Genomic DNA, 12,702 nt, shown 5'->3' with positions numbered 1-12,702 from the left:
GCGAAGGGCCCCGCACGTCACGTGCGGGGCCCTTCGCGCGGACCTGGCTACCCGGGCCCGGAGCCCGGTGGGGAGGCGACTCCGCCACCGCCGCCGTTGTTGCCGAACCCGCCGGGTTCGATCGAGGTGATCGGCGGCCCGGGCCGGGTCCGGGTCTTCGTCGGCGTGTCGGTCGTGGTGTTCGACGGCTCGGTGCTGTCGGACGACTCCGGGCTGGTCGGGGTCGTCGTCGTGCTCGGCGTGTCCGACGGCTTCGACGGCGTGGTGGTCACCGAGTTGACGTCCTTGCCGAGCGGCGCGACCTTGTCGAACTTCTCCGGCGGTTTGCCCTTGAGGTAGAGGCTCAGGAAGTTCTCCCACGTCGGGCCGGCGATCGTGGAACCGTAGATCGGCTTGTTCTTCGCGTCGTGCAGCGGCAGGTTGCCGTCGCCGCCGACCCAGACCGCGGCCGACACCGACGGGGTGTAGCCGACCATCCAGGTCTGCGCGTTGAGGTTGCCGTACGACGGCGGGTCGGAATCCTTGGGCGCGTACTGCTGCGTACCGGTCTTGCCGGCGCATTCGTGGCCGGCCGGGCACTTCAGGTTCGAGTGCGAGATGACCGGCTTCAGCGCCTCGGTGACGTTGCCCGCGATCTGCTGGCTCTTGGCCGCGTCGTTGTCGAACGCCGGGTTGGTCTTGATGTTGTTCTCGTCGAACTCGACCTCGTCCTGGGCGTTCGTCAGCTTCGCGACGAAGTGCTGCTCGTGGTAGACGCCGCCGCTGGCGAACGACGAGTACGCGGCCGCCATGTCCCTCGGCGCCACCGCCGTCCGGCCACCGCCGAGCGAGATGTTGTTGTCACCGGCGAAGAGCGTCGCGTTGCCGCCGTTGTCGCTCGTCCGGACGCCGGCCTCCTTGGCCGCCGCCACGACCCCCGACGGTTTCACCTTGTTCAGCACCATGTCGTAGAACACGGTGTTCGCCGAAATCTCCATCGCGCGCGCGACCGTGCAGTCCTTGCCGCAGCTTTCGTCCTCGCCCGCGTTCCGGATCGGTTTGGCGACGCCGGGGAACTTGCGGTTGTTGGAGCCGTCGAAGACGTCGCCGAGGCCGCCGCCCATCTTGAGGAACCCGGTGAGGTCGAACGGCTTCATGGACGAACCGGGGTTGCGGGCCTGGTTCGCCCGGTCCTGGCCGATCTGGTCCTTGCCGTTCTTGTCCTTCACGATTTCCGGGCCGTAGTTGTAGGCGAGGATCCCGCCCGTCTTGGGATCCACCGCGACCAGGGCGCTGAGCAGGTTCTCGTCCGTCTGGCCCTTCATGCCTTCCGAGACGGCCTGGTCCGCGGCCGCCTGCGCGGCCGGGTCGATCGTCGTGTAGATCTTGGCGCCCGTGGAGAAGAGCTTGCTCTCGTCGTAGCCCTTCGCCGCGAGTTCGTCCTTGATCCGCTGCTGGACCTGGTAGCTCAGCTTGCCCGAAACCTGCTCCTTGTTGGAGTTCTTCGGGATCGGCGTCGGGTACTGGGCCGTGGCGCGCTCGTCCTGGCGCAGCCACTTGTTGGCCACCATCTGGTCCATCACGTACGTCCACCGCTTCTGGGCGTACTCCTGGTTTTCCGAACGGCCCGGCCCCTGGATCAGGCCGGCCAGCAGAGAGGCCTCGGAAGCGTTGAGGTCCTTGGCGTCCTTGTTGAAGTACGCCTTGGCGGCCGCTTGGATGCCGTTCGCGCCGCGGCCGAAGTAGACGATGTTCAAGTAGGAGGTGATGATCTCTTCCTTGGACATCTGGTTGTTCATCTTGAACGACTTGGCCAGCTCGGTCCACTTGCGGGTCAGCGTCGGGGCGTCGTTCTGCGTCGCCTGCTTGATGTACTGCTGGGAGATGGTCGAACCACCGCCCTGGCCGCCGGTGACCTGGTTCCAGACCGCGCGCAGGATGCCCGTGACGTCGAAGCCCGAGTTGGTCTCGAACGTCGCGTCCTCCGCCGAGTAGACGGCGTGCTTGACGACGTCGGGCACTTCGCCCGGCTTGAGCAGCTGGCGGTCGCCGCCGGGCGGCAGCTCCCGGTCGATGATCTGGCCGCTGGTGTCGAAGTAGGTGATCGGCTGGTTCTGCAGCGCCTTGATGCTCTCCGGCGTCGGCACGTCGACCAGGAAGTAGGTGATGACGAACGCGATCGCGGGGACGACGAAGAACAGCCCGACGACGCCGTACGCCACGCGCCGGATGATCTTCCAGCGGCGCCGCTTGCGCTGCGCCGGCGAGAGGACCTTCTTGCCGTTTTCGTCGAGCTCGTCCTGGGGCTCGACATCGTCGGCGAACTCGTTGAACCGGGCGTCTTCGTACCCGTCGTCGTACGGGTCGCGGCCGAAGTCGTCGGTGCCGTTGTGCGCGTGGTGGGTGATGAGGTCCGGTTCGCGCTCGGCGGGCGGGGGGCCCGGGCGACGGCCGGCCCCCGGCTGGCGGAAGCCCTGCGGCGGCGAGCCGGGCGGCCCCTGCTGGGGACGTCCGCCGCCGGGCGGCGGGACGGCCCGGCGCGGCGGCATGCCCTGCTGCTGGCGGGGTCGCTGCGGTCGCCGAGGCGGTTCTTCACTGGGCCACTGGGGGCCGCTCTCGTCGTCGGACGGCCAGCCGGGCTCGCCGCCACGGCCGGCGGGGACGCCCTGGGGTGGCGTGCCGCGCTGTGGACGGCGAGGGGCACCCTCGCCGGGCCATGCCGGTCCGGGGTCTTGGGCACGGCGAGGTGCATCTGGCTCCTGGCCGGGCCAGGAGCGGTTGCGGTCGTCGTTCACGAATGGGCCTCCCAGACCGGCACCGGGTGAGGCGTCGGCCTGTGCTCTCCAGCGGTTGTGATCCAGCTCACCGGCCTGCGGTCCTTCGCGGACCGTCGGCCGGCTCTCCTGTGCCAAGGACGTATGACCGCACCAGGTGGTTCCAGTGGCACGCCCGGCACACTTCGACGTCGTACACGGTGAACTCGGCGAACAGGCCGGCCATCCTGGCCAGCTCTTCGGGGGACCTCGCCGAGCCCGCGACGTGCTGGAGTTCGTCACCGTAGACCCAGGACACCAGGGTCAGCGGTTCCTGGCGGCAGATCGGGCAGGGCCGGTCACCGGCCCGGCCGTGGAACTTCGCCGCCCGCAACAGGTACGGGCTCGCGTCGCAGGCTTCGTAGCTGCCGACGCGCCCGGAGCGGACTTCGGCGAGCAGCGCACGGCGCTGCAACGCGTAGTCCACGACCTGCCGCTGATTAATCACCAGGACAGACTACGGGCTCTTCCTGTGTCGTCCACGCCCCCTAGCGCGGGCACCGCTGCCACCGGGGCGGACACGCCGGACGTTCGATAACTCTCCGGTGAATTTCGCCCACCCCCGGGTGGGCGGCACCTGTTGGCTTCACCACTTCGATGTATCGGCGCGATATAGTGGCTGAGTAGGTTGGATCGAGGCGATCGTTCGGAGCAACGCGGTTCGTCTCGGTTTGTTCCCGGAAGGGGGTGCGGTGTGCTGGAGTTCGCGATCCTCGGTCTTCTGCACGAAGCGCCCATGCACGGGTATGTGCTGCGCAAGCGGCTGAACGAGACGCTCGGCACGTTCCGGACGTTCTCGTACGGCTCGCTGTACCCGACCCTGCGGCGGCTGCTGCGGGCCGGGTACCTGGTCGAAGAGCTGGACGAGGACGGCGACCGCGCGTGGTCGCGCCGCGGACGGCGGGTCTACAAGCTCACCGCGGAGGGCAAGGAGCGCTTCGGCGAGCTGCTCGGCGACGCCGGGCCGCAGACCTGGGACGACGAGGGTTTCGGCGTCCACCTGGCGTTCTTCTCGCGGACCCCGGCCGACGTGCGGATGCGGATCCTCGAGGGTCGCCGCCGTCGCGTCGAGGAACGCCGCGAGGGCTTGCGGGCGGCGCTGGCCAGGGCCGAGCAGAAGATCGATCGCTACACCCGCGAGCTGCACCGGCTGGGGCTGGAGACCAGCGAGCGGGAGGTGCGCTGGCTCAACGAGCTGATCGCGCACGAACAAGCCGAACGGCAGGGTCCCGAGACCTGAGCCGGCGGCCGGGCCGCAGCGTCGCGGCACCAGACCTACTGAACAGACGGATTGAAGGAGAAACCCCCATGGGCGAGAACCGCCGCGTACGGGTGGCCATCGTGGGCGTCGGCAACTGCGCGGCGTCGCTGGTCCAGGGTGTCCAGTACTACCGCGACGCGGACCCGGCCACCCGCGTCCCCGGTCTGATGCACGTCGACTTCGGCGGGTACCACGTCCGCGACATCGAGTTCGTCGCCGCGTTCGACGTGGACGCCAAGAAGGTCAGCCGTGACCTGTCCGAGGCGATCTTCGCCTCCGAGAACAACACCATCAAGATCGCCGACGTTCCGCCGCTCGGCGTCACCGTCCAGCGCGGCCACACCTTCGACGGGCTCGGCCGCTTCTACCGCGAGACGATCGAGGAGTCCGACGAGACCCCGGTCGACATCGTCGCGGCGCTGCGCGAGGCCGAGGTCGACGTGCTGGTCTCGTACCTGCCGGTGGGCTCGGAAGAGGCCGACAAGTTCTACGCCCAGTGCGCGATCGACGCCGGCGTGGCGTTCGTCAACGCGCTGCCGGTGTTCATCGCCTCCGACCCGGAGTGGGCGAAGAAGTTCGAAGACGCCGGTGTCCCGATCGTCGGCGACGACATCAAGTCCCAGGTCGGCGCGACCATCACGCACCGCGTGCTGGCGAAGCTGTTCGAGGACCGCGGCGTCCAGCTCGACCGGACGATGCAGCTCAACGTGGGCGGGAACATGGACTTCCTGAACATGAAGGAGCTGGAGCGGCTCGAGTCGAAGAAGATCTCGAAGACCCAGTCCGTCACGTCGCAGGTCGACCGCGAGCTCGGCAAGGGCAACGTCCACATCGGACCGTCGGACTACGTGCAGTGGCTCGACGACCGCAAGTGGGCCTACGTCCGGCTCGAGGGCCGCGCGTTCGGTGACGTGCCGCTGAACCTGGAGTACAAGCTCGAGGTGTGGGACTCGCCGAACTCGGCGGGCATCATCATCGACGCGGTGCGCGCGGCGAAGATCGCGAAGGACCGCGGCATCGGCGGCCCGATCCTGTCGGCGTCCTCCTACTTCATGAAGTCGCCGCCGGAGCAGTACGACGACGCGACCGCCCGCGACGCCGTCGAGAAGTTCATCCGCGGCGAGGTCGAGCGGTAGGGCCTGTCGCCGGAGAAGGCCGTCACCGCTGGTGACGGCCTTCTCCGCGTGGTCCACTAAACCGGTGGGGCGGGGCGCGCGTTGGCGGGGCGTGAGTGCGAGCGTGGGCGAAAGCGCGCCGGGGGATCTGGGTGCGCCGACCTTCCACGACCTGTTCAGGGAGCACTTCGGCCAGATGACGCGGCTGGCCCACCTGCTCGGGGCGGACGACGCGGAGAACGTCGCGCAGGAGGCGTTCGTCAAGCTCCACCAGCGCTGGGATTCGCTCACCGACCACACCCGGGTCGCCGGCTACCTCCGGACGACCGTGGTCAACATGTCGCGGTCGCGGACCAGGCACCTGCGGGTGGTCCGCCGGACACCGCAGGACCGGCCGCCGGACGAGCTGTCGGCCGAGGTCAGAGCGGTGGCCAACTGGGAGCACGAACGGCTGCGCGGAGTCCTGGGGAAGTTGTCCCGTCGCCAACGCGAAGTTCTGGTGCTTCGCTACTGGCTGGACCTGAGCACGGCGGGCATCGCGGAGACGCTCGGCATTTCGCCGGGCACGGTCAAGGCGACCACCCACCACGCGATGGAGAACCTGCGCAAGCACCTGGGGGACGAGCCGGGAGGTGAGCGATGACCGACCTCGAACGCAAGCTGGCCGACGCCCTGCGCGAGCAGGCCGGGGAGGTCACGCCCGACCTGGACGCGGCCTGGGCCGAGCAGCAGCGCAGGCAGCGCCGTCCCCGCCGGCGGCGGGCGACGGTGTGGATCGCGCCGCTGGCCGCGGTCCTCGTGGTGCTGACGAGTGTGTTGCTGGCCACGCAAGTGAACCGGGCCCCGGCCCCGCCGGCGAACCCCGGTGAGCCGCTGACGCTCGCCAAGCCGGTGTACGTGCCGATGGCGGAGCTGCTCGGGATGAGCTCGCCGGTGGCGCTCACGGAGTTCGCCGGGCAGACCGACCGCTGGCGGGCCTGGGCGTTCACGACGCACCGGCGAGGCGAGTCCGGCCTGCTGTTCTGCGTGGCCGCGTTCCCCCGGGACCAGCCGTTCGACCGCGCCGGCTCGCAGTACGGCGTTTCGCCGCAGTGCGTCCCCTTCGCCTCGGCGGAGGGGAAGGTCGTGCTGGCCGGGTATGTCGGCGAAGCCGCCGCGCCGCTGCCGCCGGGCAAAGCGGTCTACCTGGTCGGCGCCACGTCGAACCTCCTGCGGCTCTACGACGCGAAGGGTGATCTGAGCCAGGGCAAGTGGGTCGGCAGGCCGGCGAATCCGTACGATGTGTTCGTGGCCGACGTGTCTCCCGGCTCGCCGCCGGTGCGGTACGAGGTCAGCTGAACCCGAGTGCCCCCGGCAGGTCGGTGATCTTCTCGACCACCGCTGTGGCCTGCCCCAGCACCTCCGGGTCCGGCGGGAAGTGCGGGTTCGGCACGGCATACACGGCCATCCCCGCCGCCAGAGCCGACCGGAGCCCGTTCGTCGTGTCCTCCACGGCCGCGCAGCCCGACGGCGCGACACCCAGCAGCTCGGCCGCCTTCAGGTACACGTCCGGGGCCGGCTTCCCGGCTCCGACCTGCTCGGACGACACCGCCGCGCCCACCGGCAGGCCCGTCACATCCAGGAAGCCCTTGATCAGGATCACCGGGGACGAGCTGGCGATCGCGACCGGCCGGCGTGCCGACACCTGCCGGACGACCTCCACCGCGCCCGGGATCAGCGGGGGCTCCTGCGCGTACCGGGCCGCCATCCGCTTGACCACCAGCGTCGCGATCTCGGGTGGCGTGAGCTGCGCGCCCAGCTCCTCCACCAGGTACCGCGCCCATTCCGGGGTGCTCATCCCCTGCTGGGCGCGCGTCGCTTCCGGACGCCACGTGCCGCCGTGCTCGGCGACCACCGCGCGCCGCACCTCGTCCCAGATGCGCTCGGAGTCCACCAGTACGCCGTCGAGGTCGAAGATCACCGCGTCCATCTCCCGAGCGTAACCTGTGAGCCGAATTACTTAGCTACCCTTACTAAATTTTGTTAGCCTGGCTAAGTGACTTCCCCGATCGCCGACCTCGCCCACCGGCTGCGGCCGCTGGTCTTCAGGCTGTACCACCAGGTGCGCCGCCAGACCCCGCAGCTGACGCTGACCCTGACCCAGGGCTCGGTGCTGAGCGAACTGGTCAACGGCGGGCCGCGGCGGATGAGCGCCCTGGCCGAGTTCGAACGGGTCAAGCTGCCGTCGATGACCGACGTCGTCAGCCGGCTCGAACGCCTCGGCCTCGCCACCCGCGCGCCGGACCCCGCCGACCGGCGGGCGGTGCTCGTGGACGTCACCGACGAGGGTCGTCGCTTCTACGCCGAGATGGTCGCCGCCCGCGAGGAGTTCCTCCGCGAGCGACTGATCGCGATGGACGACGCCGACCGCGCAGCGATCGAAGCCGCCCTTCCGGCTCTCGCCAAGTTGCTCGTTGACACCAAGAAGGAGGAACTGATCAGCGATGAGCGCTGAGCACCACTCGAGCCTGCTGGACGCCGTCAAGGGCCAGCCCAAGCAGGTGTGGATCACCGCGTTCGCCGCGGTCATCGCCTTCATGGGGATCGGCCTGGTCGACCCGATCCTGCTGTCCATCGCCAAGGGCCTGGACGCGACGCCGTCGCAGGTCACCTTGCTCTTCTCGTCGTACCTCGGCGTCCAGGTCATCGCGATGCTGGTCACCGGGGCGGCGAGCGCCAGGTTCGGCCCGAAACGCACCGTGCTCGTCGGGCTGACGCTGATCGTCGCGGCCACCGCCCTCTGCGCGGCCGCCGGCTCGATCGAGCAGCTCGTCGGGCTGCGCGCGGTCTGGGGTCTCGGCAACGCCTTCTTCATTGCGACGGCGCTTTCGGTGATCGTCGGCGCCGCGACCGGCGGCCAGGGCGGCGCGATCCTGCTCTACGAAGCCGCCCTGGGTGTCGGCCTGTCGGTCGGCCCGCTGCTGGGCGCGCTGCTCGGCAGCATCTCGTGGCGCGGCCCGTTCCTCGGCACCGCCGTCCTGATGGCGGGCGCGCTCGTGCTGTGCGCGGTCTTCCTGAAGAGCGACAAGCACGAGAAGCGCGAGCCGATCAAGCTGCTCGACCCGCTTCGCGCGCTGAAGCACACCGGTCTGCTGCGCACGTCCGTCGCGTCGGCGCTGTACACCGCCGCGTTCTTCGCGGTGCTGGCCTGGTCGCCGTTCGTGCTGGGCTGGAACGCCATCGCCGTCGGGCTGATCTTCTGCGGCTGGGGCCTGTGCGTCGCCGTCGCCGGGGTCGCCTTGGCGCCGCGACTGGCCGCCAAGCTCGGCGAGCGGCACGCCGCCGCGGCCGCCGTGTTCGGGTACGCCGTGCTGATGCTGGTGCTGGCCGTGCCGAGCAAGCCGGTGCTGGTCGCCGGGATCATCGTCTCCGGCCTGGTCTCGGGGCTGCTGAACACGCTGTTCACCGGCACCGCGATGTCGATCAGCGACGCGCCGCGCCCCGTCGCGAGCGCGGGCTACAACTTCTGCCGCTGGCTCGGGGGTGCCGTCGCCGCGACGCTCGTCGGGCACGTCGCCGAGTGGTTCGGCTCGCCGCAGGCGCCGTTCGTCGCCTCGGCCGTGCTGTGCGTGATCGCCGGCGGCCTGCTTTCGCTGCGGGAGAAGAAGGCGGACCCGCACGCGGTGCCGCAGGAAGCGGTGCTCGTCGGCGAGGAGTTCTGACGGCGAACCAGTACACCTGACGTTCACCTGGATGTCTGGATTGGCTGGTTTTGGGAGCTTAGGTTCGGTTCGTTCCCGAACTCCCACCATGGAGGCGTTGTGCTCGACCGCCTGCTCCCGCTGTTCCCCGCCCACCCCGGCGGCCGGTCCCCGGTCACCTGCGAGTACCGCTGCGGCAACGCGTGCGCCCACCCCGAGGCGAACGAGTCCGCCAACGAGTACTTCGGCGACGTCGTCAAGGACCTCTCGCGCCGCCGCGTCTTCAAGGCCGGTGCCGTGATGGCCGCCGCCGCGGGTGGGTTCGCCGCACTCTCGGGCACGGCGGCGGCCGCGCCGCTCCGGAAGCCGCGGCCGGTGCCGGGCACCGACTTCGACCCGGTCGTGCCGAACAAGCTCGACCAGGTCAGCATCCCCGGCGGCTATGCCCAGCGCGTCGTCGTCCGCTGGGGCGACGCGGTCGTCCCGGGCGCGCCGAAGTTCGACTTCGACCGGCAGACGGCGGCCGCGCAGGCGAAGCAGTTCGGCTACAACAACGACTTCGTCGGCCTGATCCCGCAGGATCCCCTCGGCCTGACCAACCTGCTCGTGGTCAACCACGAGTACACGACCGAGGTCCACATGTTCCCGGCCGGCCAGTACGACCCGGCGAACCCGACCGAGGAGCAGGTGAAGATCGCCTGGGCGGCGCACGGCCTCTCGGTGCTGCTGACCCGCCGCGACCCGGTCCGCGGCGGCCTCGAGGTCGTGCCGAGCCGGTACGGCCGCCGCATCACGCTCGACACCGTCTTCGAGGTCCGCGGCCCGGCCGCCGGCTCGAAGTTCCTGAAGACGTCGGCCGACCCGAGCGGGCGCAGGGTCCGCGGCACCCAGAACAACTGCTCCGGCGGCGTGACCCCGTGGGGCACCGTGCTCTCCGGCGAGGAGAACTTCGACCAGTACTTCGCGAACGCCGACAAGGTCACCGACCCGGTCGTGGCGGCGCGGCTCAAGCGGTACACGGTCGGCACCGGTACGAGCACCCGCAAGTGGGAGCGGTTCGACGAGCGCTGGGACGTCGCGCAGGAGCCGAACGAGCCGAACCGGTTCGGCTGGGTCGTCGAGATCGACCCGAACGACCCGGACTCGACGCCGGTCAAGCACACCGCGCTCGGCCGGTTCAAGCACGAGGCCGCGAACATCAAGATCACCGCCGACGGCCGGGTCGCGGTCTACTCCGGTGACGACAGCCGGTTCGAGTACATCTACAAGTTCGTCTCGAAGGACAGGTACAAGCCCGGGAACAGCGCCCACGCGCGTCGCCACAACTCCGCGTTGCTCGACGAAGGCACGCTGTACGTCGGCCGCTTCACCGGCGACAGCCCCGCGGCCGAGATCGACGGTACCGGCAAGCTCCCCGCGGACCACGAGTTCGACGGCACCGGCGAGTGGATTCCGCTGGCGAGCGGCACCAAGTCCTTTGTGGATGGATTCACCGCCGAAGAGGTGTACGTCTTCACGCGCCAGGCCGCGGACAAGGTCGCCGCCACGAAGATGGACCGGCCCGAGGACATCGAGCCGAACCCGGTCAACGGCCGGATCTACGCGGCGCTGACCAACAACACCGACCGCGGCGCGGCGGGCAAGGCCGGCGTCGACGAGCCGAACCCGCGCGTGGGCAACAAGAACGGTCACGTCCTGGAGTGGGAGGAGCACCGCGGCGACGCGGCGTCGACGAAGTTCTCCTGGCGGCTGCTGCTCGTCTGCGGCGACCCGGCCGCGGCCGACACCTACTTCGGCGGCTTCGACAAGACCAAGGTCAGCCCGATCTCCTGCCCGGACAACGTGGCCTTCGACCGGCACGGCAACCTCTGGATCGCCACCGACGGCAACGCGCTCGGCGCGAACGACGGCCTGTTCTCGGTGCCGGTGACCGGGCCGGAACGCGGTCAGGTCAAGCAGTTCCTTTCGGTGCCGGTCGGCGCCGAGACCTGCGGCCCGGTGGTGACGGACAACCTGGTGCTCGTCGCCGTGCAGCACCCGGGCGAGAACGCGGCGAGCTCGGCGAACCCGACGTCGCACTGGCCCGACGGCGGTAGTGCGCAGCCGCGGCCGTCGATCGTGTCGGTGTGGAAGAAGGGCCCCTTCGGCCGCATCGGCGAACGCTGACGTCCGGGGTCCGCGCCGCCGAGGTTCACTCTTAAGTGGACGGTTCTCGGCCGGTGCGGGCCCTGGCCTCGCGTCATAGTCGGTGGGTGATCTTCTCGGCGCGCGCGATGGCACTGGCGGTGGCGGCTTCGGCGGTCGTGGTCCCCACGGCGACCGCGGACCCGGCGCCCGGGTGCGGCGGCGTCGCGGGCAACCCGAGCGTCGAGCAGACGACGGCCAACGGCGCTCCGGACGGCTACGTCTTCACCCCGGCCGCGCCCGTGCCGCCCGGCACGCCCCCGGCCAAGCAGCCGAAGCTGCTGACCGAGCAGGCGTTCGCCGTGGACGGGCAGCGGTCGGCGGTGATCCAGACGCCGGACGGCAAGGCCAGCACCGCCACCCAGACCGAGAAGTTCGTCCCCGGCGGCGTCTACACGCTCAGCGTGTCGACCGGCTCGTACGCGCCGGGCGCCGGACCCGCGACGGGCCTGCGCTTCTTCGACGTCAACGGCGCCCAGCTGCAGGAGACCAAGCTGGTCGCCGACCACGACGCGAGTGACGGGCACCTGGCGAAGCAGGACTTCCCGGCGGCGACCGCTCCGGCGAAGGCCGCGAGCGTGAAGTTCTTCGCCACGACCAGCTCCGAGCGGCTGCGCTGGGACTGCGTCGGCCTCCAGCTGGCCGCGTACTCGGTGAAGAAGGAAGTGCAGAACCCGGCGACCGGCGCGTGGGGCCCGTTCGCGACGGTGACGGCGGGCGAGACCGCGCACTACCGCGTCACGGTGACGAACGAGGGTTCGCAGGACCTCACCGGGATCGCGGTGCAGGACCCGTGGTGCAGCGGGTCGTTCGAGCCGTTCGCGCTGGCCGCGGGCGAGAACAGGCAGCTGACCTGCGACCACCCGAACCTCACGGTCGCCGACACCGGGCACGTCAACACGGCGAAGGTCACCGGCGTGCACTACCCGGGCGGCACGCTGGGCGACAAGACGGCGTCGGCGACGATCACCGTCGTGCCGCCGCCCGCGATCGCGAAGCTCGGCGACTTCGTCTGGAACGACCGCAACCGCGACGGCATCCAGGACCCGGACGAGCCCGGCGTCGCCGGCGTCAAGGTGACCCTGAAGGACGGCGCGGGCGGCACGGTCGGCACCGCGACCACGGACGCCGGCGGGAAGTACGGCTTCGAGAAGCTGAAGGACGGCACCTACCAGGTCTGTTTCGCGGTCCCGGCGGACTTCACGGTGACCCGCAAGGACGCGGCGGCCGACGACCGCGACTCCGACGCGGACCCCGACGGCTGCACCGACCCGCGCACGCTGGGCGGGCCGAACCGCGAGGACTTCACGGTGGACCTCGGCCTGGCCCCGCCGACGAACCGGATCGGCGACTTCGCCTGGTCGGACACGAACGGCAACGGCCTGCAGGACCCGGGCGAGCCGGGCCTGGCCGGGGTGAAGGTGGCCCTGGACAACGGCACGAGCGTGGTCACCGGCCCGGACGGCGCCTACGCCTTCACCGGCCTGGAAGACGGCAGCTACCGGCTCTGCTTCACGGCCGATGGCAAGCACCCGACCACCAAGGACGCGGGGGACGACGCGAAGGACTCGGACGCGGACCCGGCGACCGGGTGTGCGGACCCGCGTCAGCTCGGCCCCGGCAACCGCGACGACCGCACTGTGGACGTCGGCTTCGCGTAGTTACGGTGG

General features: G+C 70.3%; 11 protein-coding genes. 8 read left to right on the top strand and 3 right to left on the bottom strand.

What is annotated here, in order from left to right; genetic code table 11:
* Nucleotides 1-47 precede the first annotated feature (47 nt).
* The gene (locus tag ACWEN0_RS08995) at nucleotides 48-2,528 is read right to left on the bottom strand and encodes a transglycosylase domain-containing protein (RefSeq protein ID WP_451970613.1); all 2,481 of its coding nucleotides are present in this window, start codon (nucleotides 2,526-2,528) and stop codon (nucleotides 48-50) included.
* Between the two features lie 313 nt (nucleotides 2,529-2,841).
* A complete protein-coding gene (locus ACWEN0_RS08990) occupies nucleotides 2,842-3,240 on the bottom strand; it encodes a DUF5318 domain-containing protein (RefSeq protein WP_451970611.1) in 399 nt (132 codons plus the stop codon).
* A 246-nt stretch (nucleotides 3,241-3,486) separates the two neighbouring features.
* On the opposite strand from ACWEN0_RS08990, the gene ACWEN0_RS08985 reads away from it, so the two are divergent.
* The 4 genes from ACWEN0_RS08985 (at nucleotide 3,487) to ACWEN0_RS08970 (ending at nucleotide 6,506) form a co-directional block, all read left to right on the top strand.
* Nucleotides 3,487-4,032 (top strand): PadR family transcriptional regulator, encoded by a 546-nt coding sequence (locus tag ACWEN0_RS08985; protein WP_451970608.1) that lies wholly within the window; start codon nucleotides 3,487-3,489, stop codon nucleotides 4,030-4,032.
* Nucleotides 4,033-4,100: 68 nt separating this feature from the next.
* Complete coding sequence (locus ACWEN0_RS08980) at nucleotides 4,101-5,189, top strand: inositol-3-phosphate synthase (RefSeq protein ID WP_451970606.1); 1,089 nt, start codon at nucleotides 4,101-4,103, stop codon at nucleotides 5,187-5,189.
* A gap of 91 nt (nucleotides 5,190-5,280) precedes the next feature.
* On the top strand, nucleotides 5,281-5,811 hold the full coding sequence (locus ACWEN0_RS08975; protein ID WP_451970604.1) for an RNA polymerase sigma factor: 531 nt from the start codon (nucleotides 5,281-5,283) through the stop codon (nucleotides 5,809-5,811).
* Nucleotides 5,808-6,506, top strand: a complete 699-nt coding sequence (locus ACWEN0_RS08970; protein WP_451970601.1) for a hypothetical protein — start codon at nucleotides 5,808-5,810, stop codon at nucleotides 6,504-6,506. The genes ACWEN0_RS08975 and ACWEN0_RS08970 overlap by 4 nt, the downstream gene beginning before the upstream one ends.
* Here ACWEN0_RS08970 and ACWEN0_RS08965 read toward each other — a convergent pair.
* A complete protein-coding gene (locus ACWEN0_RS08965; RefSeq protein ID WP_451970599.1) occupies nucleotides 6,499-7,137 on the bottom strand; it encodes an HAD family hydrolase in 639 nt (212 codons plus the stop codon). The genes ACWEN0_RS08970 and ACWEN0_RS08965 overlap by 8 nt on opposite strands.
* Nucleotides 7,138-7,203: 66 nt before the next feature.
* On the opposite strand from ACWEN0_RS08965, the gene ACWEN0_RS08960 reads away from it, so the two are divergent.
* The 4 genes from ACWEN0_RS08960 to ACWEN0_RS08945 all read left to right on the top strand — a co-directional run bounded on the left by ACWEN0_RS08960 (nucleotide 7,204) and on the right by ACWEN0_RS08945 (nucleotide 12,693).
* Nucleotides 7,204-7,662 (top strand): MarR family winged helix-turn-helix transcriptional regulator, encoded by a 459-nt coding sequence (locus ACWEN0_RS08960; protein WP_451970596.1) that lies wholly within the window; start codon nucleotides 7,204-7,206, stop codon nucleotides 7,660-7,662.
* Entirely contained in the window at nucleotides 7,652-8,869 is a 1,218-nt protein-coding gene (locus ACWEN0_RS08955) for an MFS transporter (RefSeq protein ID WP_451970594.1), read from the top strand. The genes ACWEN0_RS08960 and ACWEN0_RS08955 overlap by 11 nt, the downstream gene beginning before the upstream one ends.
* 99 nt (nucleotides 8,870-8,968) lie before the next feature.
* Nucleotides 8,969-11,014, top strand: a complete 2,046-nt coding sequence (locus tag ACWEN0_RS08950) for a PhoX family protein (RefSeq protein ID WP_451970592.1) — start codon at nucleotides 8,969-8,971, stop codon at nucleotides 11,012-11,014.
* 86 nt (nucleotides 11,015-11,100) lie between these two features.
* A complete protein-coding gene (locus ACWEN0_RS08945; protein WP_451970589.1) occupies nucleotides 11,101-12,693 on the top strand; it encodes a DUF7850 domain-containing protein in 1,593 nt (530 codons plus the stop codon).
* Nucleotides 12,694-12,702 lie beyond the last annotated feature (9 nt).

The organism is Amycolatopsis sp. NPDC004378, from assembly GCF_053602455.1.
This window is presented reverse-complemented; position numbering and strand designations above follow the sequence as displayed.

Bases quoted from the DNA above. Each gene is read 5' to 3' on its own strand.
- ACWEN0_RS08980 (WP_451970606.1), top strand. From the start codon at position 4,101: ATGGGCGAGAACCGCCGCGTACGGGTGGCCATCGTGGGCGTCGGCAAC.
- ACWEN0_RS08955 (WP_451970594.1), top strand. From the start codon at position 7,652: ATGAGCGCTGAGCACCACTCGAGCCTGCTGGACGCCGTCAAGGGCCAG.
- ACWEN0_RS08970 (WP_451970601.1), top strand. From the start codon at position 5,808: ATGACCGACCTCGAACGCAAGCTGGCCGACGCCCTGCGCGAGCAGGCC.
- ACWEN0_RS08995 (WP_451970613.1), bottom strand. From the start codon at position 2,528: ATGCCGCCGCGCCGGGCCGTCCCGCCGCCCGGCGGCGGACGTCCCCAG.
- ACWEN0_RS08965 (WP_451970599.1), bottom strand. From the start codon at position 7,137: ATGGACGCGGTGATCTTCGACCTCGACGGCGTACTGGTGGACTCCGAG.